Source organism: Bradyrhizobium sp. CCBAU 45389 (genome assembly GCF_028128625.1).
In the GTDB taxonomy this organism is placed as follows: Bacteria; Pseudomonadota; Alphaproteobacteria; order Rhizobiales; family Xanthobacteraceae; genus Bradyrhizobium; species Bradyrhizobium liaoningense_B.
Window position 1 is genome coordinate 119,584 of the sequence record NZ_LBIY01000098.1, and the last position, 21,303, is coordinate 140,886.

Consider the following 21,303-nt stretch of genomic DNA (forward strand, 5'->3'; position numbering starts at 1 on the left):
CATCTCAAACCTTGAAGTAGTCCCGATACCAGGTGACAAAATTACGGACCCCCTGCGCGATCGGCGTTGACGGCGCAAAGCCGGTGTCGCGCATCAGGTCCTCGACATCCGCGAACGTTTCCAAAACGTCTCCCGGCTGCATCGGCAGCAATTCTTTGATCGCCGTCCGACCCAGCTGCTGCTCCAGGAGTCCGACGACATGCATCAGCTCCTCGGGGTGGTGGTTGCCGACATTGTAGACCTTAGACGGCGCATTTGCGGCAGCCGGATCATCCGCAGGCACCCGATCGATCAGCTTGGACACGACACGGGTCACGTCGTCAATATAGGTGAAATCGCGCCGCATCCTGCCATGGTTAAAGAGCCGGATCGGCCGGCCCTCCATGATGGCGTTCACAAACAGAAACATGGCCATATCGGGCCGTCCCCACGGGCCGTAGATGGTGAAGAAGCGCAAGCCGGTGACCGGCAGCCGGTAGAGATGGCTGTAGGACTGCGCCATCACCTCGTTGGCCTTCTTGGTCGCGGCGTAGAGGCTCACCGGATGGTCGGTGCGGTCCGCAACCGCAAATGGCAGTTTCGTGTTGGCGCCGTAGACGGAGGATGACGAGGCATAGACGAGATGGCGGCAGCCGTTTTGGCGGCAGCCCTCCAGCACGTTGAGAAAGCCTACCAGATTGGAATCGGCATAAGCCTGCGGCTGCTCGATCGAGTAGCGCACGCCGGCCTGGGCGGCCATATGCACGACATGCGTGAAGCGATGGCGCGCAAACAGCGCCGCGATGGCTTCGCGGTCGGCGAGATCGGCCTTGACAAAGGCGAAGCGGGAATCGCTGCGGAGCAGTTCCAGGCGTGCCTGTTTCAGGGCCGGATCATAATAGCTGTTGAGATTGTCGAGCCCGACGACCGGCCGGCCTTCGGCCAGAAGCTGCCGGGCGAGGTGAAAGCCGATGAATCCGGCGGCTCCCGTGACCAAAATCGCCTGATCCGTCATCCTGTTCCCAGGGGACCCGATCCCCGGCCTTTCTGCGCCTCTTTAGCCGCCGCATCGCGGGGGTCGCAAGTGCCGGCCGGCCCGTCATAACGGCCGTTCATGACCGCCTGTTATAACCGCTCCTATCACCGGCTCCTATCACCGCTATTGCAAGATCGGCGCCAAGACCATACCAAAGCGGCCGAATTCGGCGCCTCGCGTCGGGTTGCCACAATCTTCGCAAACCCAGTTCATGCGGGCGAGATGCGCCGAATCCTGCTTTCTGCGGCCAAGATCCTGATTTCCGCGGCGCTGCTCTATTTGGCGCTGCGCAAGGTCGACCTGTCCGAGCTGCTTTCGCGTTTCAACGTGACCAGCGTGTTCTGGATCGGCCTCGCGATCGCGATCACGTTCCTGCAGATCTTCGTCGGCGTGCTGCGCTGGCGCGAGATCAGCGCCGAATGCGGCGCGCCGCTCGAGCTCGCCCGCGCCATGCGCTACAACGTGATCGGCTCGTTCTTCAACCAGACCCTGCCCTCCGCGATCGGCGGCGATGCGGTCCGGCTGTGGCTGGTCGCGCGCGCCGGCGCCGGCTGGCGCGCGGCGACCTACTCGATCTTCGTCGACCGCGCGATCGGCCTCATCGCGCTCGCGGTCCTCATCGTCGCCAGCCTGCCCTGGAGCTACGCCCTCATCACCGATCCGCACGGCCGCTCGGCGTTGCTGCTGGTCGACCTCGCGGCGCTCGCGGGGGGGCTCGGCTTCCTGGTGTTCGGCGCGCTGAAATGGCGCTGGCTGAAAACCTGGTGGGCCACGCATCACATCCACGCCTGCGCCGTGATCGCGAACCGCGTGATCTTCAGCCGGGCGCGCGGACCGATCGTCTCAATTCTCTCGCTCGCCGTGCATGTGCTCACCGTCGTCATCGCCTGGTGCGTCGTGCAGTCGATTGCCGCTCCGGTCCGGTTCAGCGATGTCTTCCAGCTCGTGCCGCCGGTGATGCTGATCACGATGATGCCGATCTCGATCGCCGGCTGGGGCGTGCGCGAGGCCACCATGGGTCTCGCCTTCGGCTTCGCGGGACTTGCCGCCAACGAAGGCGTCAACATCTCGCTGCTGTTCGGCGCAGTGTACTTCATCGTCGGCGCCGTCGGTGGCCTCGTCTGGATCCTGAGCGCGGAGAAAGCCGCGCAGGGCTCGACGCCGCTCGGAGCGCCGGAGTGAGCCCGCCTGCCGAGGCGCTCGCCGCCGCACCCTCGCTGCTGGCCGTTGCGATCGCCGCGCTGATATCGGCCGTCATCACCTGGACCAGCCGGCCCCTGCTCCAGCGTTACGCGCTGGCGCGGCCCAATGCGCGCTCCTCGCACCGCATCCCGACCCCGCAAGGCGCCGGCATCGCGGTGATATCGGCGACACTGCTGGTCGCATCCGTATGGGCGGCCTGGGCGAACGTCGCGATCCCGCCGGCGCTGGTCGTTGCGACAATCGCGATCGCCCTGGTCGGTTTTGCCGACGACATCGTATCGCTGCCGGTGACCGTGCGGCTCGTGCTGCAGGCGGCGGCCGTCGGTGCCGTCGTGTTCACCGCGCCCGAGACCGCGCGTATCGTGCCGGCGATGCCCCTTGCGCTGGAGCGCGGCCTCCTCCTGCTCGCCGGCATCTGGTTCGTGAACCTCGTCAACTTCATGGACGGGCTCGACCTGATGACGGTGGCCGAAGTCGTGCCGGTCACCGCGGCGCTTCTGCTGCTCGGATGGCTCGGCGATCTGTCCTGGCCGGCCGCACTCGTCGCCGCCACGCTGTGCGGCGCCATGCTCGGCTTTGCGCCCTTCAACAAGCCGGTCGCAAAAGTGTTCTTGGGCGATGTCGGCAGCCTGCCGATCGGCCTGCTGCTCGGCTGGTGCCTGCTCGAGCTCGCCTGGCACGGGCAAGCGGCCGCGGCGCTGCTGCTGCCGGCCTATTACCTCGCCGATGCCACCATCACCCTGTTTCGGCGCATCGCGCGCCGCGAGCAGTTCTGGTCGGCGCACCGCTCGCATTTCTATCAGCGTGCGACCGACAACGGTTTCTCGGTGTCCCGCGTGACCGGCGAGGTCTTCCTGCTCAACCTCGTGCTCGCGGGGCTGGCGATCCTCGCCGTTCGCGCCGCGTCGATCGCGGTCACGCTGCCCGCGCTGTTCGCCGGCGCGATCGCGGTCGGATTCGTGCTGCGGCGTTTCTCCCGCCCTCAGGTCTCCTGAGCCGACAGCGCAAGCTGCAAACCCTCGTCGAGCGAGACCTCCGGCTGCCAGCCGGTCGCGATCGCCTTGGAGACGTTGAGCTCGAGCGAGCCGATCAGGCTGTCATGCGTATCCTGCCGTCCCATCACGTTGAGCAGCATGCCGAGCAGGTCCGGCGGCATGCGGAACAGCCGCGGGATCTTGCCGGAGGCCTGCCCCAGGCGCTCGATGAATTCGGGCGTCGAGACCTGTTCCCTGTCGGCCACCAGGAAGATCTCGAAATTGCTGGCGGGGTCGGGATGGCCGAGCCTGCGCAGGATGAACGACGACAGGTTCTGCACGGCGAGGAAGGCGCGATGATTGCGGATCGCGGCAAAGGGCAGCGGCAGCCCCAGGCTGACCGCACGCGTCAACAGCGCGAAATTGCCCTTGGCGCCGGCACCATAGACCAGCGGCGGCCTGATCACCGAGATCTTCATGGTGCCGTCGCGCGCCAGCGTCCGGAGGCCCGCTTCGGCTGCGGCCTTGGACATGCCGTAGAGGCCGCGCGGCGTCAGGATATCGTCCTCGCTGAAGGGGGCGCGGCCGTCATTGCTGCGACCGTGCACGAGCACGGTGCTGATGAAGATGAACTGGCGCACGCCGGCCGTCGCCGCCGAGCGCGCCAGATGCAGCGTGCCGGCGATGTTGACGTTGCGGTAGAGCTGAACGGCGTGCTCCTCGTGCTTGTGATGCACGCGCGCGGCGAGATGGACCACGGCGTCGACGCCTTTGAGCGCCGTCTGCCAGTCGGTCTCGGGACCGATCGTCTCGATCACGACCTCGTCCTCGGCGCCTTCGGAGCTGCGCACCGCGCGGCGCACCGACCAGCCGGCGCGTGCGAGCGCGGGCACGACATGACGGCCGACAAAGCCGCTCGCTCCCGTCACCAGCACGACCGGTTTCCGTTCGCTCATCGTTGCTCCGAAAGGTCCGGGTTGCGCAACAATTCGTCGACCAGCGCGGCATAGGCGTTCATCGCGGTGACGCGATCGAACCTCGCCGCCGCCTTCACCGCACGCTCCGCCATGGCAGCGTGGTCGGAACGCGAAGCCGCGCGGATTGCGTCTGCGAGCTGATCGGCCCGGCCCGGCGTCACGACCCAGCCGAGCCCGTTCTCCACCACCGTCAGCGCGGCCTCGGCCTCCGGCTCCGAGACCAGCGCCACGGGACGGCCGACCGCCAGCAGATTGTAGAACCGGCTCGGCACCGACACCCCCGCAACGTCCTTCCGGTATGGAATGATCCAGAGATTGGCCGACGCCAGAAACGCCTCGAGCTCGGCGTCCTCGACCCGGGCCACGAAGGACACATTGGACAGGTTTGCGTCCGCCTGCAACTGCTGCAGCCGCGCAAAACCGATGCCCCACCCCGACAGCAGGAAATGGATGTCGGGCTCGTCCTTGAGCAGGCGCGCCGCCTCGAACACGATCTCCGGATCATGGGTGAAGCCGAGATTGCCCGACAGGCCGACGACGAAAGGCGCAGAGACTTTTTTCCGGAACGGATTGTCCTGCGACAGCGGACGCGCGCCGGGCACCAGCGTAGCCCAGTTCGGGATGAATCGGATCTTGTTCCGCCTCATGCCGGAATAGCTCAGCAGCGGCCGCTCGGCATCGCGGCCGATGGTGATGACGGCGTTGAGCGCGCGGAACATCAGGCCGTTGGCGAAGCGCATCGTCCGCGTCACGATCGAGCCCGGCTTCAGCAGGCCCGCCATCACCAGCACGTCGGGAAAGAGGTCGTGCATGATCAGCGCGGAGCGCGCGCCCTTGAGTCTTGCGGCGGCGGCAACGGCATAAGGCAGCATGAACGGCGCGGTGACCGTGAGCACGACGTCACCTGCCTTAAGCTCCCGCATCAAGGCAAGGAATGTGCGCGCCACGAACAGCAGCTCGGACACCCCGCGCCGCACCAGCGCCGCCTTGCCCGCCATCCGGTTCTTGACCGCAACGACGCGCGGCTTGCCGGGACCGGTCTGCGAGGCCGGCAGTGCGCCCGGTGAGCCCGACAGCACGACGACCTCGTGATCCCCAGCGATCCGGCAGGCGATCTCCGCCATGATCGCCGCGGTCGTACTCGGATCCGGCGGATAATGCTGGCTCGCGACGACGATCTTGCCAGCGATCTTGTCTTGCGGCTGCATGGTCAGGCCGCAGTCGACCCGAATTCCGGGACAGCATCCTTCAGGATCGTCCTGATCGTGGCGCGATCGTCGCGGGCGATCGCCTGCTCCAGCGCGGCGATCCATTTGCGCAGCGTCTGCATCGGCGGCTCGTTCGGCTGCGCCGCCATGATGCCGGCAACGCCGATCTCGCGGGTCGGCTCCTCGGAGGCGAACAGGATCTCGTGCAGCCGCTCGCCCGGCCGCATGCCGGTGAACACGATCTCGATGTCGTAGCCCGGCTGCAGGCCGGAGAGGCGAATCATGCGTTCGGCGAGATCGACGATCTTCACCGGCTGGCCCATGTTGAGCACGTAGACCGAGACATCGGGACGATGCGTTCCGAGCGCATGCGTTGCCGCGGTGATGACGAGGTCGCAGGCCTCGCGGATGGTCATGAAGTAGCGGACCATGTCGGGATGGGTCACCGTCACCGGGCCGCCGGCCTCGATCTGGGCCTTGAATTTCGGCACCACCGAGCCGTTCGAGGCCAGCACGTTGCCGAACCGGACCGAGATCAGCCGCATCGCCGGCTTGGCACTGCTGCTGGCTGCGGCAAGATCGTGGTCGAGCGCCTGGCAGTACATCTCGGCGAAGCGCTTGGTGAGGCCGAGCATCGACACCGGCTCGATCGCCTTGTCGGTCGAGATCATCACCATGGCCTCGGCGCCGGCGGCGTGCGCGGCATCGGCGACGTTGATCGAGCCGAAGATGTTGGTCTTGACGCCCTCGCTCCAGTCGCGCTCGAGGATCGGCACGTGCTTGAGGGCAGCGGCATGGAACACGATGTCTGGCTTGAACTCGGCCATCAGGCGCATGATGCGCTCGCGGTCGCGGATGTCGGCGATCCGTCCTTCGATCGCGGCGGCCGTATTGTGCGCGGCGAGCGCCTCCGTGACCGCGTAGAGCGCGGGCTCGGAATTTTCCACGATCAGCAGGCGCGCGGCGCCGAAGGCGACGACGCGTTCGCAGATCTCGGAACCGATCGAGCCGCCGCCGCCGGTGACGATCACCGCCTTGCCCCTGATCAGGGATTCGAGGCGCACATAGTCGATCTTCTCGCTCGGCCGCAGCAGCAGGTCCTCGACCGCGACGGCCGTCAGACGCGGCGTATCGCCGCTTTCCAGCGAAGGCATGCGGTTGACGATCACGCCCAGCTTGCGCGCCCGCATCAGGACCGATTCCGGATGCGCCTCCGGCTCGAACGCCGAGGGTGTCATCACGAGACGCGCGATCGGCTTGTTGCGCTTGGCGAAGTCGGCGATGACGTCCTCGACGTCGTCGATGCCGCCGAGCACCGGCACGTTGCGGATCAGCTGGCCGCGATCCGAGTTCGACGGCGACAGCACGCCGACCGGCCAGATCCGCTTGATCGCCCCGCTCTCGATCCCGCGCAGCAGCACCTCGGCATCGGCGGCGCGGCCGATCAGCAGCGTCGGCGCGGCAGCGTCGGTGCGGGCATGACGCCGCACCCGCGTATAGCGGAAGTAGCGGTAGGCCATGCGCAGCGCGCTGAGGAAGGCGATCTCGAGGAACCAGTAGAGGACGATCGTCACCTTGCCGAGGAAGAAGGCGCCGCGGACGTTGGGGGCGACGAAGACGTAGTCCAGCACGAGCAGGGCCACCGTCAGCACGCTCGCGACGCGGATGATGTTCAGCGCGTCCGGCAGCGAGATGAAGCGCCATTTCGTGGTCGTCAGGTTGAAGACGAAGAACACGACCACGCTGAAGGCGAGGAAGTAGGGCAGAATCTGGAACAGCAGCGGCAGGCGGTCGTAGAAGCCTTCGCTGCCCTCGAAACGCAGGTAGAACGCGACGAACAGCGCCGCCGTGGTCGCCAGCAGGTCGTGGAGCGCGATCAGGAAATTGCGCAAGGTGAGATGCGAAAGACGCGTCATCCGCCGACCGATGAATATCCCATTGGGTGCAACCTGATCGCGCTGATAGCCCATCTTGGCAGGACTTGCCAGCCGTGCGGCCGTTCAGGAACCGCCTTCCCCCATCTTCGCCTCGACCTGTTGTGCCCGGATCACCATGCCGCCGGCAACGCCGACGCCGATGACGTACATCCAGCCCTCGTGGAAATCGAACAGATGGGAGTTGAACAGCGAGGTGAAGACGTTCTGCACCACGACCAGCAGGCCGACCCAGCTGGCGAGGCTATCGCCTCGAAACAAGCGCAGATGCAGGATCCAGATCGCGTAGAGAATGACGATGCCGATGACGCCCCATTGCACGGCGACGTTCAGCGTCTGGTTATGGGGGTTTCCGATCACCTCGGCGGAGGCCTGGTACTGACCACTGGGCGTGGCGACGCGCTCGAACAATCCGCGCGTCGAGCCCGTCCCGTGCCCCTTGATCGGCGCCTCCGCGAAGAAGCCGAGCGACTTCCGCCAGAATTCGAGCCGCAGGCCCAGCGAGGTCGGCTCGCCCTTCTCCACATAGCGCGTGTAGTCGCTGGCAAAGGTGTCGGCGGTCCTGCGCAATTGCGGCGAGGCCTGCCAGGCGAGAAATGCTCCGGCGAGCAGGCCGGCCGAGATAATCGCGATGCTGCGCCACTTCAGATGCAGCAACGCGAACACGCCGAACATGATCGGAACGGTGACGAGCGCGGTGCGCGACACCACCACGAAAGCCATGTTGACGAAGAAGCTGAGCGCCAGCACGATGAGCAGCCCGGCGAGCCAGTAGCGCTTCTCGCGCAGCAGCATCACGACCGGATAGGCCAGCGCGACCGCGCACAGCGCGAATTCCTGGCTCTGGTCGATATAGTTCTTGACGAAGATGCCGCGCTCCGGCGGATCGTTCTTGAGCGCGAGGTTCGGGTAGAAGGCTACCAGCCAGGACATCACCGACAGCAGCGCGCAGGACACCAGGAAGGCGACGAGGATCCAGCGTCCGCGCGGCGAGCGCTCGAAATGGTAGAGCAGGACCGGCAGCACGAGCAGCTTGACGGTCGGATTGACCGCATAGAAGCGCGCGCCCCAGGCTGCATCCGACCACAGCGTCCCGACCAGCGCGAGCACGACCAGCGCGATCGGCGCCACGCAGATCGGGCGCTTCAGCGATTGCAGGAATGCGCGGACGTCGAGGAACGGCACCATGCAGACGAGCATCAGGGCGTTGAAGATCCCCGCCAGCGACGTCGACCAGGGCAGCGAGGCCGCGGTCAGGATGGCGAACAGGTCGACCGTCTCGCTCCAGGCTGCCGGGCTGCGCAAGCGGCGCGACAGCATCTGGCCGGTCGTCTCCCGGCTCAGCGTCGTCGCTTGACCTGTCGCTTGAGCGGTCACTTGGCCCCTCCCCGCGCGCGATGCACCAGCGCCGTCGTGCTGAACCCCTGGAGGATGTCGACCAGCACGACCACGCCGCCCGCGGCCTCGACCACCTCGTGGCCGACCACCTGCTCGCGGGTGTAGTCGCCGCCCTTCACCAGCACACTCGGCTTGATCCGGGTTATCAGGTCGAGCGGCGTGTCCTCCTCGAAGATGACGACGAGATCGACCGCTTCGAGCGCGGCGAGCACCTCGGCGCGCGCACGCTCGTCCTGAACCGGGCGATCGGCGCCCTTCAACCGCCGCACCGAGGCGTCGCTGTTGAGGCCGACGATCAGGCGGTCGCACGCGGCGCGCGCCGCGGTCAGCACCTTGACGTGGCCGGGATGCAGGATGTCGAAGCAGCCATTGGTGAAGCCGACGCGCAGGTCCTGCCGCTTCCACTCGGCTAGCTGCGCATCGAGCGTATCAGGCTCGAGCACGATCTTCTCCTCGGCCGCGAGATAGGCGTGCGGCAGGATCTTGCGCCGCAGCTCGGCCGTGCTCACGCTGGCGGTGCCCTGCTTGCCGACGGCGACGGCGGCGGCGGCATTGGCCACGCGCAGCGCCGTGTCCCAGCCGGCGCCCGCCGCGAGCGAGACCGCGAGCGCGGCGGCGACGGTGTCACCGGCGCCGGAGACGTCGCGTACCTTCACCGGAACGGCCGGAACGTGAACCGCCTCGCCGCCACGCGGCACCAGCGTCATGCCGTGCTCGCCCTGCGTGACCAGGAGCGCCTCGCAATCTGCGAGCCGCATCACGTCCTCGCTGGCATCGACGATGCTCTGCGGCGTGTCGGCGCGGCTGCGGGTGGCTTCAGAAAATTCCTTGCGATTGGGCGTCAGCAGCGTCGCGCCGCGATAGATCGCCCAATTCAGGCTCTTGGGATCGACGATGACGGACTTGCCGAGCTTTCGCGCGGCATCGATGGTGTGGCGGATCACGCGCGCGGTCAGCACGCCCTTGGCATAGTCGGACAGCAGCACGATGTCGGCGCGTGCGATCCGCGGCAGGATCGCCTCGATCAGCTCGGTCTCGACCGCGTCGGAGGCGGGCGCCGCCTGCTCCCAATCCGCGCGTAGCATGTGCGTGGAAAAATGCTCGGAGACGAAGCGGACTTTTCGCGTGGTCGGCCGCGACGGATCGCACACCAGCACGCTTTCGATTGCACCATGTTCGGCCAGCGCCGTGGCAAGCCGCTTGCCCGCATCGTCCTCGCCGACGAGGCCGACGAAGATGCAGCGCGCGCCGAGGGAGGCGATATTGCGCGCGACATTGCCGGCGCCGCCGATATGGATCTCGCTGCGCTGGGCGGCGATGACCGGCGTCGGCGCTTCCGGCGAGATCCGCGACACCTCGCCATAGACGAACTCATCCAGCATGATGTCGCCGATGCAGAGCACCGTGCGGCTTGAGATCGTTTGCGCGAGGGCGTCGAAATCGAGAATGGGCGTCGCCATGATCAAAAAGCCTCAGCGAAAACGGTCGGGCCGGTCGAGATAGTCCCCGACATAGGCTTTCACCGCGTCCTCGAGCGTCGTGAAGCCGCCGTTATAGCCGGCGCGGCAGAGGCGATCGACCTCGCTCTGGGTGAAGTACTGGTACGCGCCGCGGATGTTCTCGGGCATGTCGATGTATTCGATGTTGGGCCTGGCGCCGAGCGCTGCATAGGCCGCCAGCATCAGATCCTTGAAGCTGCGCGCCTTGCCGGTGCCGACATTGAAGAGGCCCGAGACGGAGGGCGTTGCCAGCAGCCACATGATGACGCGCACGACGTCGTCGACATAGATGAAGTCGCGCCGCTGGTCGCCGTCGGCGATGCCCTCGCGATGCGACTTGAACAGCTGCACGACGCGACCCGCTTTGACGTCGTCGAAGCGGCGCGCCAGCACGCTCATCATCGAGCCCTTGTGGTATTCGTTCGGGCCGAACACGTTGAAGAACTTCAGGCCCACGCATTGCGGCGGCAGCGGATCGCCGTTCGCGACGCGCCCGGCGACCGCAAGATCGAACATGTGCTTGCTCCAGCCGTAGAGATTCATCGGCCGCAGCTTTTTCAGTGCCGGCAACGAAGCGTCGTCGCCGAAGCCGGCCTCGCCGTCGCCATAGGTCGCTGCCGAGGAGGCATAGATCAATGGCACGGCGCCCGCCGTGCACCAGTCCAGCAGGCGCATCGACGTCCGGAAATTGGTCTCGAACACGTGGTCGCCGTCGGTCGCGGTGGTCGCGGAGATCGCCCCGAGATGGATCACGGCATCGAGCTTGCGGCCCTTCAGCCAGTCGAGCAGTTCGGTCGGCGGGACGATATCCACAAGCTGGCGCTTGGCGAGGTTGCGCCATTTGCCGTCGTTGCCGAGCAGGTCGCACACCACGACGTCGCTGCGGCCGGCGTCATTCAGCGCGGCCACGACATTCGATCCGATAAAACCGGCCCCGCCGGTCACCAGCAACATTCCACCTACCTGCCCGATTTTCTTAAGGTCCGACCCTGCCGTAGCGCATCATCCGCCAAAGTGTAAGCATTTTGGGCAGGCGCTCTGGGACTTGCGCTCAGCCTGCTTTACGTCCCGCCCCGGAGCGGCTAACCGAACCGCCACATCAGCTCACCTTCGGCCCTATTAACGAATGAACCAAGATTCGCAACTTAGTGGACATGCAGATCGGGACGACACGCGCCCGATCTTGATCATTCCCTACATGTGGATCGGCGATTTCGTCCGGAATCACACCGTGGTGCGGGTCCTCAATGAGCGGTGGCCGAACCGGCCGGTCGACCTCCTGACCACGTCCCTGTGTGCCCCGCTGGTCGATTACATGCCTGGCGTCCGGCAGGGAATCGTCTGGGACCTGCCGCGCAGCCGGCTGGCCGTCGGCCGCCAGTTCGGCCTTGCGAACCTCCTGCGGGAGCGGAACTACGGCACAGCCCTGGTGCTGCCCCGGACCTGGAAGGCGGCGATCGCGCCGGCACTGGCCGGTATCCCGGAGCGGGTCGGCTTTGTCGGCGAGTTCCGGTTCGGCCTGCTCAACCGCTGGCGCTGGGGCGAGAAGAAGCTGCCGCGCTTCATCGACAAGAATGCCGCCCTCGCCCAGCCCGACGGCGCCCCCCTGCCCCCGGAATGGCCGGTGCCGCAATTGCGGGTCCCCGCCGAGGACATCGTGCGCTGGCGGCAGGCCAACGGCCTCGGCGCCGGCGCCGCAGTGGCGCTCGCCCCCGGCTCGGTCGGCGTCTCCAAGCGCTGGACCTACTATCCCGAGGCCGCCCGCCTGCTGGTCGAGCGCGGCCTCGAGGTCTGGGTGGTAGGCGGCCCCGCGGAAAAGGGCCTCGCCCAGGAGATCGTCGCCGCGGGCGGCCCGAAAGTGCGGGACCTCACCGGCAACGATCTGCGTAACGGCGTGCTGGCCATGGCGGCGGCAGGCGTCGCGATCTCCAACGATTCCGGCCTGATGCACATCGCCGCCGCGCTCGGCACGCCCACCATGGGCATCTTCGGCCCGACCAGCCCCTATCTCTGGGCCCCTCTCAACGGCCTCGCCGCGACCGTGGTCCAGGACAAGAGCGTGCTGTCGTGCCAGCCCTGCCAGAGCACGATCTGCAAGATGAACGACCACCGCTGCATGCGGGACATTGCGGCGAGCGAGGTGGTGGGGATTGCGGAGCGGGTGCTCGGTGACGTGGGGGCAAGGGCGGAGACGTGAGGCCGCCGAGGCTCGCGCCCATGGTGACACCTTGCCCCTGTTTTGCCCGACGGGTCAAATCGATTTCGTAAAATCAGCAGCAAGCCAAACCACCCGCCAAGCCATTGATTTCCTTATCCCTGGCTACTGTGCATGGGGTTGTTTTCGACTTTTTTGTTTGCGCTGGCAAAAGCGGCTCAAAGCAGCGGCCGATAGACCGCGCCGATCCGCGCCGCTTCCGCATCGAGGCTGAATTTTTCGAGCACCCGCGCCCGCCCGCGCTCGCCCATCGCCGTCGCAGACGCCACATCACGCATCAGCGGCTCGAGCGCCGCCGCGAGCGCGTCGGCATCTCCGGTCGGGATCAGCACGCCGGTGACACCATCCTCGACCACGAGCTCGGCCGCACCGGCGCGTGCGGCGACGAGCGCGCTTCCCGCCGCCATCGCCTCGATCAACGTCAGGCCAAAACCTTCGTTGCGCGAGGTGAAGGCGTAGATCGTCAGCCGTTGATACCAGCGCTGCACCGCTTCGATCGGCAGCTCGCCGGTGATGACGATGCGCGATTGCAGGTTGGCTGCCTCGATGCGTTTCTTCAAGTCATTGGCGAAAGGCGTCTGCTCGGGCGTGACCTGTCCGACGATGATCGCGGTGAAATCCGGATAGCGCGGCAGCAAGCGGCACATCGCATCCACGAACACGTCAGTCCCCTTCTGCGCACGCACGCGACCAAAACAGCCGATGGCATAGCGGCCCGGCAGCGCGGCTTCCGCGAAGGCCGCCGCGCGATCGATCGGCGGCGCGTAGACGTCGGTGTCGACGCCGTGCGGGATCACCGTCGCCTTCACCTTCAGGAACGAGGCCGAGATGTCGCTCGTCGCGATGATCGCGTCCATGCGCCGGATCAGCCAGCGCGTGATCCATGAGTGATGCCGCTGCGCCGCCGAGGTGAACACGAGCTTGAGCGGCCAGCCGACCGCGCGCAGCACGACGCCCGCGATCATCTCGTTGTTGCGGCGCGCGTGCCAGATCAGCGGCGCCTTGCGGCGCCACAGCTTGAGGAAATCGGCAACACCCAGCCGCGCGATCCCCTCCGGCGCATCCGAGCCGAACCATGCCGCGCGATACAGTTTCGCCAGCCGCGGCGCCACCATCCGGTTGGTCGCGGTGACCCCGGAATAGCGCCTGTGCAGATTTGGCACGATCACTTCGAGATCGGCTGGGAAATTCGCCACGTCATGCTCCGTTTCGAAAGTCCCTATACGCAACATTAAGCATAGTGACCAGTTCAGGGCCGCCGATACCCCCTCTTCACCACGCAAGCGCTAGCTTTGCGCGTTGATCGAGGACGGGTGAGACCATGACTGTGCTAGTCACCGGCGGCGCCGGTTATATCGGAAGTCATACGGTCCTGGCGCTGGCGGAAGCCGGCGAGGACGTCGTCGTGATCGACGATCTCTCGACCGGTTTCTCCGCTTATCTGCCAGAGGGCGTGCCGCTGTTCATCGGCGATGCCGGCGACGAGAACCTGCTCGAGGGCGTGATCGCCCAGCACAACATCGAGAGCATCATTCATTTCGCGGGCTCGGTGGTCGTGCCGGATTCGATGCGCGATCCGCTCGGCTACTACCGCAACAATTTCGTCACCGCGCGCAACCTGCTCAACGTCGCCGTGAAGCGCGGCATCGGCCGCTTCATCTTCTCCTCGACCGCCGCGGTCTACGGCAATCCGGATCAGGTGCCGGTGCCCGAGCACGCGCCGACGCGGCCGCTGTCGCCTTACGGCTCGTCGAAGCTGATGACCGAGATCATGCTGCACGACGTCGCCGCCGCCTACGGCATGCAGTACGTGACCCTGCGCTACTTCAACGTCGCCGGTGCCGATCCGCAGGCACGCATTGGCCTTGCCACCGTCGGCGCCACGCATCTGCTCAAGATCGCGGTGGAGGCCGCAACCGGCCAGCGTGCCAAGATCGACGTGTTCGGCACCGACTATCCGACCCCCGACGGCAGCTGCATCCGCGACTTCATCCACGTCACGGACCTGTCGCAGGCCCATCGCTCGGCACTCGCTTACCTGCGCAACGGAGGCGCCTCGACCACGCTGAATTGCGGCTACGGCCGCGGCTATTCGGTGCTGGAGACCATCGACGCCGTGCGCCGTGTGTCCGGGCGCAGCTTCGCCGTCCAGTACGCCCCGCGCCGGCCCGGCGACATCATGACCATGGTCGCCGACACCAGCCGCATCCGCGGCCTGCTCGACTGGAAGCCGCAATATGACGACCTCGAGACCATCGCGGCCCACGCGCTGGCCTGGGAGGACAAGCTGTTCCGCGAACGCCATGGCGAGCTCCGCCAGGCCGTCTCGGCCTAATTTCCGTCCGGACGCAAGCCCTTAATTGGGCTTGAAAAACCCCGCTTGAGCGGGCACAGAGGCCATTCGATCCCTGACGCGCGGGCAGGCTTCCCTGCGCCGTCAATGGACTACGGATGGCCCAGTTTCCAAAGAAAATCACCGACGATCCCTATGCGGCAGCGGTCCTGATTCGCCGCCTGGTCACGGAACAAGGCATCGTCTACTGGCGGCGCTACCTCGTCGCCTTCGCGCTGATGGCGCTCGCCGCGGGCTCAACCGCAGGCGCGACCTATGTGCTCGGCCAGGTCATCAACCAGGCCTATGTCGACAAGAACATCCCGGGCATCGCGATGTTCTCCGGCATCACGGTGATCCTGCTCTTCATCAAGGGCGTGGCGACCTACGGCCACATGGTGATCCTGACCAAGATCAGCAACGCCATCCTTGCCACCAACCAGCGCCAGCTGTTCGCGAAGCTGATGCGCGAGAGCGTCGGCTTCTTCTCCGAGCGGCATTCCTCCGAATTCCTGGCGCGGCTGACGGCCGGCGCCAAGTCCATCACCGACGTTCTCAACATGCTGGTCAATGCCGTCGGGCGCGACCTGCTGATGCTGCTCGCCATGATCGGCGTGATGGTGTGGCAGGATCCGCTGATGTCGTTCATCGGCCTCGTCGCGGTGCCGCCGGCGATGCTGGTGCTGCGCAAGCTGGTCAAGCGCATCAAGGGCCTCGCCTACAACCAGTTCACCGGCACCGCCGACATCATGGAGACGATGCAGGAATCGCTGCAAGGCATCCGCACCGTCAAGGCGTTCACGCTCGAAGACACCATGCAGAAGCGTATCGACGAGAACATCGCGATCGTCGAGCGCAACGCCAACAAGATGGCCCGCGTCGCCAACCGCTCCAACCCGCTGATGGAGATGCTCGGCGGCTTCGCGGTCGCCGGCTGCCTGCTCTATGGCGGCTACAGCGTGGTCGCGCTCAACGCCACGCCCGGGGCGTTCTTCTCCTTCATGACCGCGTTCCTGATGGCGACCGAGCCGGCCAAGCGGCTGGCGCGGCTCAACATCGACCTCAACAGCCAGCTCGTCGGCGCGCGCATGCTGCTCGAGGTCGTCGACAGCCCCGCGAGCGAGCAGTCCGACGACGACAAGCCGGCGCTGAAGCTTTCCGACGCACGGATCGAGCTGCGCGACGTCAGCTTCTCCTATCGCGCCAATGAGACCATCCTCAACCGCATGAGCTTCGTCGCCGAGTCCGGCAAGGTCACCGCGCTGGTCGGTCCGTCCGGCGGCGGCAAGTCGACCGTGCTGGCGCTGCTCCTGCGCTTCTACGAGGTGACGCAGGGCGACATCGTGATCGACGGCCAGTCGATCTCTTCGGTCTCGCGCAAATCGCTGCGCGCCCAGACCGCCTATGTCGGCCAGGACGTCTATCTGTTCCGCGACACCATCCGGAGCAACATCGCCTTCGGCAGACCGGGCGCGAGCGAGGGCGAGATCATCGAGGCGGCGAAAGCGGCCTGCGCGCATGATTTCATCATGGGCTTCCCGCTCGGCTACGACACGCCGGTCGGCGAGCACGGCACGCAGCTCTCCGGCGGCCAGCGCCAGCGCATCGCGGTGGCGCGCGCGCTGCTCAAGAACGCGCCGATCATCCTGCTCGATGAAGCCACCGCCGCGCTGGATTCCGAATCCGAGCGGCAGGTGCAGGAGGCGATCGAGCATCTCTGCCAGAACCGCACCACCATCGTGATCGCGCACCGCCTGCACACCATCATGCACGCCGACAGCATCCTGGTGGTCGAGGGCGGCGAGATCGTCGAGCAGGGCCGCCACGACGAGCTCCTGCGCCGCGGCGGGCGCTATGCCTCGTTCTTCCGCCTGCAACATCGCGACGCCGGCGCTCTGGCGCCGATCAGTGCAACCGCATAGAGTTCCCCATCACCCCACCAAGAGCAGCGAGACCGCTTCATGAACGCCGCCTCCTACGTCATTCCGCTTCCGCCCCAGGCCTCGCTTCCCGTCGTCGGGGAGAGCGGCCGTTTTCCGGTGCGCCGCATCTGGTGCGTCGGCCGCAACTATCTCGAGCACATCCGCGAGATGGGCAATGACGAGCGCGCCCCGCCGTTCTTCTTCGCCAAGCACGCCGACATGCTGGTGCCCGATGGCGCCACCATTCCCTATCCGCCGCTGACCAAGGATCTGCATCACGAGGTCGAGCTGATCGTCGCGCTGAAGAGCGGCGGTCTCAACATCCCCGCCGACAAGGCGCTGGACCACGTCTACGGCTATGCCGTCGGCATCGATCTCACCCGCCGCGACCTCCAGATCGCCTCGCGCAAGAAGGAGCGCCCGTGGGAGATCGGCAAGTCGTTCGATGGCTCCGCGCCCGCCTCGGCATTGCAGCCGGCCTCCAAGATCGGCCACCCCACCAAGGGCAAGATCTGGCTCACGGTCAACGGCAAGGAAGCCCAGACGGGCGACCTCGAGCAGATGATCTGGAACGTGCCGGAGACGATCTGGCAGCTGTCCCAGCAGGTGAAGCTCGCCGCCGGCGACATCATCATGACCGGCACGCCCGCCGGCGTGTCGCAGCTGCAGCCCGGCGACAAGCTCGAATGCGGCGTCGACGGCGTCGGCACGCTGAAGGTGAGCATCGGCCAGCCGGAGTAGGCTCGATATCGTTGGGTGGATTAGCGAAAGCGTAATCCACCACTACAGACGCACGACAACAAAGAACCTCAATTGTTGCTCGCGCCTCTTGGTGGATTACGCTTCGCTAATCCACCCTGCGCGCGCTACCAGGCCTTCACCGGCCGGTTGGCGTGGCTTGCCTGCGGCACACCGCGATTGAGCGACATGTGCGAATGCACGCACAGCCAGTCATCGCCATTCCTCGAAAAGATCATGGTCGCACGACCGGGCCGCGGAAATGCGCTGCCATCGGGATGATAGCCCGTGCTCGTCCACGGCGCGATCACGGTCGCCATCGCTCTGTCGGGTGATGCCAGAACAGAGGTCTGTTCGAGGACGAAACGGAAGTCGGCCGTCTTCGGCCAGACGTTGTCCCATTGCGTCGTGACCCATTGATCGAGGCCTGGGATGACGTCGTTATGCGTGCCGAAAGCGAGCACGTCGGGATGGAAGAGCGGCCTTGCCGAGGCATAGTCGACCTCGCGGACATAACCGGCGAAGGTGTCCAGCCATTGGCGGAAGAACTGCGTGATCTCGGTGTTCGCGGTCGGCAAGGGCGCCATTGCCTGCTCCATGTTCGGCCTTAGGATCTCTACCCATACATCGCGGCGCTTCCTATGTCCGCCATGTTCCTGATAGCGGCGGCAAGCCTGTCGCGGCTGACTTCGCGTGTAGCCAACAGCCGACGTCGCGCCGATACAAATTTACGGTCGCAAATAGGGCAGGAGCAAAAGCTGAAGGCCAGCCATGCCTAGGATCGCCGCCAGAGCGTAACGTGTCATCGCTTCCGACAACCACCTCAAACCTATCAATGTCCCCAGCATCGCGCCCGTCAGCGCCGCCAAGGCATAGAGCCACGTCTGCTCAGCGGGGACTTGACCGGCATATGTTGCGCCCAACAGCCCCAGAACCGAATTTGCCAGAATGAAAGGCGCTGAGAGAGCTGCCGTCTGTTTCGGCGAAGCCCAGCGCAGCGCGATCAAAATCGGTGCCAGGAAGATCCCGCCACCAACACCGGTGAGCCCAGACACGAGACCAACCGCCGCGCCGGCGGCGAAGGCGCCCCGCAACGGCATCGGTCGGTCTTGTCCTCCTTCACGTACGCGACCAAGAGCAAGGATTGCCGCCGCGAGCAAAAGCACAATGCCGGTAACGGCCTTATACAGATGCGCATCAAGCACGATGAACCCGCCGACAAGAGCGGCCGGCAGCGACGCCGCCAGCAACGGACGAAGCTTGCCCCAATCGACCAATCGCCCGCGATTAAAAACCCAGGTGGAGTACGCGGCAGCAACGATATTGAGAAGGAGAGCCGTCGGTCGCATCGCGCTCGGCGGAAACGAGGCGAAGGCCATCAGGGCGAGAAACGCCGTACCACCAGCTTGGCCCACCGTTGCGTACAACAGCGCAATGACCGCAAATAGCACTGAGAGCATTTCGCCTACCTACAGCCATCACCACAAAGAAAAAAGCCCCGGAGCATTCCGGGGCTTTCATTTTCAATCTGGCGGCACGATCACCGCAGCGCCGACAGCACAATCAGGCCGAGGATCAGCGCCGTCATCGAATATTTCAGCGTGTAGTAGACGTTGCGGTTCCACTCCTTGACCTTGCGGCTGGCGAGGTGGATCTCGTAGAGCTTGCCGAACACCTTGTTGAGCACGCCGACATTCTCGCCCTCGACGTTCTGGGTGGCCGACGCCTTGACGATGTGGTGGCTGACCCAGCGGTTGATCGCGGTCATGAAGCCGAACTTCATCGGGCGCTCGACGTCGCAGAACAGGATGATACGGTTGACGTCGGTCGCATTCTCCGCGCTGTGGATGAAGGTCTCGTCGAACATGAAGGCTTCGCCGTCACGCCAGACGCATTCGACGCCGTCGACGAGGATGCGGCACTTGTTCGAGTTCGGCGTGACGAGGCCGAGGTGATAGCGCAGCGAGCCGGCAAAGGGATCGCGGTGCGCGCCCAGCTTGCCGCCCGGCGGCAGCATCGCGAACATCGCGCCATGCACGCTCGGGATCGACTTGAGCAGCTCCACCGTCTTCGGGCACAGCGTGTTCGCCGACGGCAGAAAGTCGTCGTACCATTTCAGGTAAAAGCGCTTCCAGCCGCTCTTGAAAAACGAATAGAAGCCCCAATCGTTATTCTTCGCCGCCGCGCGGATAAAACCCTCGTCGAACAGGCGCACGGCCTCGTCGCGGATGGTCTCCCAGTTCTCGCTCAGCGGCTTGAGCTCCGGAAACTGCTCGACCGAGATCACCGGCCTGTTCGGCACCGCCGAGCCGGCGTACATCAGCACGTTGTAGGGCGCGAGATAGGTCGAGTGGTCGCCAAGCTGGCGCGCGAAGCGCAGCCGCTGCTTGCCGCGGAAGTGAACGTAGATCGTCGAGGCCGCAAGCACGTACAAAATGACGAGTTGCGGCGCAAAAAGCTGTTTCAACATTTCCCCAAGTTCCCCAGTGACCCAGCCGGGGACGTCATCTACTCCGCCCCGGACCCAGCAGCAAGATATTCACCGGTGGGTTGCAATCACGTCGGAGAGAGCAAGCGGTTGGAGCTTGGGGGCCGAACCGGCCGAAACGAGCCGAATCAGGCCCGCGACAGTGCCTGCAGGCCCTTGAAGGTCAGGCGCTTGGGGTCGGTGACGCCGGCGAGATAGAGCCGGCGGATGAACACGATCACGGCGTCGCGATCGCAATCGGTCAGCGCAACGACGGCGTCGACCGCGATCTTCTGGGCTTCCATTGGGCTCACCTCGGCCTTGCGAGTAACCCCGGCCGAGACAGGCTAGGACTCATCCGTTAAATCGGCGTTAACCGTTTTGGAACCATCGCCGATTCAGCCGACCCGCCGTATACGCAAAACAACGCATTGCGCGGGCGCGAAGCAGCTCAGCGCGCCGTGATGCTCTTCTTCAGCAGTGCGAACTGCTTCTTCAGCCGGGGCACGGCGAAGTCGGTGAAGGCCCGCACCTTGGGCACCGACAGCCGGCCCTGCGGGCAAATGAGATGGGCGGGCATCTCCGGATCCTCATCGTCAGCCAGCACGATCTCGAGCTCGCCGCGCGCGACCTGCTCGGCCACCTGGTACGAATACATCCGCGCGACACCGCGCCCGGCCACGGTGGAGGCCACCGCCGCATAGGTGCTGTTGACGACGAGCCGCGGGGTGAACTGCACGGTTCGCGGCGCCGACGAGCCCGCCTGTGGCGCGAAGGTCCAGGAATTGGGCAGATGCGCCATCGCGACGATCTGGTGTTTTGCGAGATCGCCGGGCTCGGTGATGCGCGGGTGCTGTTTCAGGTAGCGGGGAGCCGCCACCACGACGCGGCTGATCCCGCCAACCCGCATCGCCACCATCGCCGAATCCGCCAGCGGACCGATGCGAAGCGCGATATCGACGCCCTCCTCGATCAGGTTGACCGCACGGTCGAACAGCAGCAGCTTTGCCGATACGGTCGGATAGGCGTCGAGAAACGCATCGAGGATCGGCCGCAGCACCATCTCGCCCGAGACCACCGGAGCGGTGATCGTGAGCAGGCCGCGCGGCGCCGTGCGCGGCCCGGCCGCGATGTCCTCGGCCTCCTCCAGCTCGGTGAGCACGCGTCGGCAGATCGCGACATAGCGTTCGCCCTCCTCGCTCAGCTTGATCGAGCGCGTCGTCCGGTGCAGCAGCTCGGCACCGACCCGCTCTTCCAGAAAAGCGATGGCGCGGCTCACCGCCGCCGGCGAGCGGCCAAGCTTGCGGCCCGCGGCGGCGAGGCTGCCCTCGTCCACCGCAAGCACGAACACATTCATCGCATCCAGACGATCCATGCCTTCCCGGCGCCCCGTCAAATTCCCGTGACAGGCTAGGCGCTCC

General features: G+C 65.7%; 19 protein-coding genes. 6 read left to right on the forward strand and 13 right to left on the reverse strand.

Features of this window, described 5'->3' with window-relative positions:
- Positions 1–4: 4 nt before the first annotated feature.
- On the reverse strand, positions 5–994 hold the full coding sequence (locus tag XH79_RS36590; protein ID WP_271584826.1) for an NAD-dependent epimerase: 990 nt from the start codon (positions 992–994) through the stop codon (positions 5–7).
- A 243-nt stretch (positions 995–1,237) separates the two neighbouring features.
- Between XH79_RS36590 and XH79_RS36595 the strand changes: the two genes are divergently transcribed.
- Entirely contained in the window at positions 1,238–2,197 is a 960-nt protein-coding gene (locus XH79_RS36595) for a lysylphosphatidylglycerol synthase transmembrane domain-containing protein (RefSeq protein WP_271584827.1), read from the forward strand.
- Positions 2,194–3,213 carry a glycosyl transferase gene (locus XH79_RS36600; protein WP_212342846.1) on the forward strand — a complete coding sequence of 340 codons (1,020 nt, stop codon included), beginning with the start codon at positions 2,194–2,196 and terminating at the stop codon, positions 3,211–3,213. The genes XH79_RS36595 and XH79_RS36600 overlap by 4 nt, the downstream gene beginning before the upstream one ends.
- Here XH79_RS36600 and XH79_RS36605 read toward each other — a convergent pair.
- The 6 genes from XH79_RS36605 to rfaD all read right to left on the reverse strand — a co-directional run bounded on the left by XH79_RS36605 (position 3,201) and on the right by rfaD (position 11,162).
- Positions 3,201–4,148, reverse strand: a complete 948-nt coding sequence (locus tag XH79_RS36605) for an NAD-dependent epimerase/dehydratase family protein (RefSeq protein ID WP_271584828.1) — start codon at positions 4,146–4,148, stop codon at positions 3,201–3,203. The genes XH79_RS36600 and XH79_RS36605 overlap by 13 nt on opposite strands.
- Positions 4,145–5,377, reverse strand: a complete 1,233-nt coding sequence (locus XH79_RS36610; RefSeq protein ID WP_271584829.1) for a glycosyltransferase family 4 protein — start codon at positions 5,375–5,377, stop codon at positions 4,145–4,147. The genes XH79_RS36605 and XH79_RS36610 overlap by 4 nt, the downstream gene beginning before the upstream one ends.
- 2 nt (positions 5,378–5,379) lie before the next feature.
- Positions 5,380–7,293 (reverse strand): SDR family NAD(P)-dependent oxidoreductase, encoded by a 1,914-nt coding sequence (locus XH79_RS36615; protein ID WP_212342841.1) that lies wholly within the window; start codon positions 7,291–7,293, stop codon positions 5,380–5,382.
- 84 nt (positions 7,294–7,377) lie between these two features.
- Positions 7,378–8,631, reverse strand: a complete 1,254-nt coding sequence (locus XH79_RS36620; protein WP_271585178.1) for an O-antigen ligase family protein — start codon at positions 8,629–8,631, stop codon at positions 7,378–7,380.
- A gap of 53 nt (positions 8,632–8,684) precedes the next feature.
- Positions 8,685–10,169, reverse strand: a complete 1,485-nt coding sequence (gene rfaE1 / locus XH79_RS36625; RefSeq protein WP_271584830.1) for a D-glycero-beta-D-manno-heptose-7-phosphate kinase — start codon at positions 10,167–10,169, stop codon at positions 8,685–8,687.
- Between the two features lie 12 nt (positions 10,170–10,181).
- Positions 10,182–11,162: an ADP-glyceromanno-heptose 6-epimerase gene (gene rfaD / locus XH79_RS36630; RefSeq protein WP_271584831.1), complete on the reverse strand. Its 981-nt coding sequence runs from the start codon at positions 11,160–11,162 to the stop codon at positions 10,182–10,184.
- Between the two features lie 172 nt (positions 11,163–11,334).
- Here rfaD and waaF point away from each other — a divergent pair, with 172 nt between their 5' ends.
- Positions 11,335–12,405: a lipopolysaccharide heptosyltransferase II gene (gene waaF / locus XH79_RS36635; RefSeq protein WP_271584832.1), complete on the forward strand. Its 1,071-nt coding sequence runs from the start codon at positions 11,335–11,337 to the stop codon at positions 12,403–12,405.
- Positions 12,406–12,581: 176 nt separating this feature from the next.
- Here the strand turns inward: waaF and XH79_RS36640 are convergent, their stop codons facing one another.
- The gene (locus XH79_RS36640) at positions 12,582–13,619 is read right to left on the reverse strand and encodes a glycosyltransferase family 4 protein (RefSeq protein WP_271584833.1); all 1,038 of its coding nucleotides are present in this window, start codon (positions 13,617–13,619) and stop codon (positions 12,582–12,584) included.
- Positions 13,620–13,744: 125 nt separating this feature from the next.
- Here XH79_RS36640 and galE point away from each other — a divergent pair, with 125 nt between their 5' ends.
- The 3 genes from galE (at position 13,745) to XH79_RS36655 (ending at position 17,418) form a co-directional block, all read left to right on the forward strand.
- Positions 13,745–14,758, forward strand: coding sequence for a UDP-glucose 4-epimerase GalE (gene galE, locus XH79_RS36645; RefSeq protein ID WP_271584834.1), 1,014 nt, complete (start codon positions 13,745–13,747; stop codon positions 14,756–14,758).
- A 116-nt stretch (positions 14,759–14,874) separates the two neighbouring features.
- Positions 14,875–16,677 (forward strand): ABC transporter ATP-binding protein, encoded by a 1,803-nt coding sequence (locus tag XH79_RS36650; protein ID WP_271584835.1) that lies wholly within the window; start codon positions 14,875–14,877, stop codon positions 16,675–16,677.
- Between the two features lie 39 nt (positions 16,678–16,716).
- Positions 16,717–17,418, forward strand: a complete 702-nt coding sequence (locus XH79_RS36655) for a fumarylacetoacetate hydrolase family protein (RefSeq protein WP_271584836.1) — start codon at positions 16,717–16,719, stop codon at positions 17,416–17,418.
- Between the two features lie 125 nt (positions 17,419–17,543).
- Here XH79_RS36655 and XH79_RS36660 read toward each other — a convergent pair whose 3' ends face one another.
- From XH79_RS36660 to XH79_RS36680, 5 genes are all read right to left on the reverse strand, one after another.
- A complete protein-coding gene (locus tag XH79_RS36660) occupies positions 17,544–18,002 on the reverse strand; it encodes a YybH family protein (RefSeq protein WP_271584837.1) in 459 nt (152 codons plus the stop codon).
- A gap of 141 nt (positions 18,003–18,143) precedes the next feature.
- Complete coding sequence (locus XH79_RS36665) at positions 18,144–18,875, reverse strand: sulfite exporter TauE/SafE family protein (RefSeq protein WP_271584838.1); 732 nt, start codon at positions 18,873–18,875, stop codon at positions 18,144–18,146.
- 80 nt (positions 18,876–18,955) lie between these two features.
- Complete coding sequence (locus XH79_RS36670) at positions 18,956–19,885, reverse strand: aspartyl/asparaginyl beta-hydroxylase domain-containing protein (protein ID WP_271584839.1); 930 nt, start codon at positions 19,883–19,885, stop codon at positions 18,956–18,958.
- Between the two features lie 146 nt (positions 19,886–20,031).
- Positions 20,032–20,187, reverse strand: coding sequence for a hypothetical protein (locus XH79_RS36675; RefSeq protein WP_212342821.1), 156 nt, complete (start codon positions 20,185–20,187; stop codon positions 20,032–20,034).
- A 146-nt stretch (positions 20,188–20,333) separates the two neighbouring features.
- A complete protein-coding gene (locus tag XH79_RS36680) occupies positions 20,334–21,257 on the reverse strand; it encodes a LysR family transcriptional regulator (protein ID WP_271584840.1) in 924 nt (307 codons plus the stop codon).
- Between the last annotated feature and the right edge of the window lie 46 nt (positions 21,258–21,303).

Excerpts from the sequence above, each read along its gene's own strand:
- XH79_RS36610 (WP_271584829.1), bottom strand. The coding sequence starts at position 5,377 with ATGCAGCCGCAAGACAAGATCGCTGGCAAGATCGTCGTCGCGAGCCAG.
- XH79_RS36615 (WP_212342841.1), bottom strand. The coding sequence starts at position 7,293 with ATGACGCGTCTTTCGCATCTCACCTTGCGCAATTTCCTGATCGCGCTC.
- XH79_RS36655 (WP_271584836.1), top strand. The coding sequence starts at position 16,717 with ATGAACGCCGCCTCCTACGTCATTCCGCTTCCGCCCCAGGCCTCGCTT.
- XH79_RS36680 (WP_271584840.1), bottom strand. The coding sequence starts at position 21,257 with ATGGATCGTCTGGATGCGATGAATGTGTTCGTGCTTGCGGTGGACGAG.
- rfaE1 (WP_271584830.1), bottom strand. The coding sequence starts at position 10,169 with ATGGCGACGCCCATTCTCGATTTCGACGCCCTCGCGCAAACGATCTCA.
- galE (WP_271584834.1), top strand. The coding sequence starts at position 13,745 with ATGACTGTGCTAGTCACCGGCGGCGCCGGTTATATCGGAAGTCATACG.
- XH79_RS36675 (WP_212342821.1), bottom strand. The coding sequence starts at position 20,187 with ATGGAAGCCCAGAAGATCGCGGTCGACGCCGTCGTTGCGCTGACCGAT.
- rfaD (WP_271584831.1), bottom strand. The coding sequence starts at position 11,162 with ATGTTGCTGGTGACCGGCGGGGCCGGTTTTATCGGATCGAATGTCGTG.
- XH79_RS36605 (WP_271584828.1), bottom strand. The coding sequence starts at position 4,148 with ATGAGCGAACGGAAACCGGTCGTGCTGGTGACGGGAGCGAGCGGCTTT.
- waaF (WP_271584832.1), top strand. The coding sequence starts at position 11,335 with ATGAACCAAGATTCGCAACTTAGTGGACATGCAGATCGGGACGACACG.
- XH79_RS36670 (WP_271584839.1), bottom strand. The coding sequence starts at position 19,885 with ATGTTGAAACAGCTTTTTGCGCCGCAACTCGTCATTTTGTACGTGCTT.
- XH79_RS36650 (WP_271584835.1), top strand. The coding sequence starts at position 14,875 with ATGGCCCAGTTTCCAAAGAAAATCACCGACGATCCCTATGCGGCAGCG.
- XH79_RS36620 (WP_271585178.1), bottom strand. The coding sequence starts at position 8,631 with ATGCTGTCGCGCCGCTTGCGCAGCCCGGCAGCCTGGAGCGAGACGGTC.
- XH79_RS36590 (WP_271584826.1), bottom strand. The coding sequence starts at position 994 with ATGACGGATCAGGCGATTTTGGTCACGGGAGCCGCCGGATTCATCGGC.
- XH79_RS36665 (WP_271584838.1), bottom strand. The coding sequence starts at position 18,875 with ATGCTCTCAGTGCTATTTGCGGTCATTGCGCTGTTGTACGCAACGGTG.
- XH79_RS36595 (WP_271584827.1), top strand. The coding sequence starts at position 1,238 with ATGCGCCGAATCCTGCTTTCTGCGGCCAAGATCCTGATTTCCGCGGCG.
- XH79_RS36660 (WP_271584837.1), bottom strand. The coding sequence starts at position 18,002 with ATGGCGCCCTTGCCGACCGCGAACACCGAGATCACGCAGTTCTTCCGC.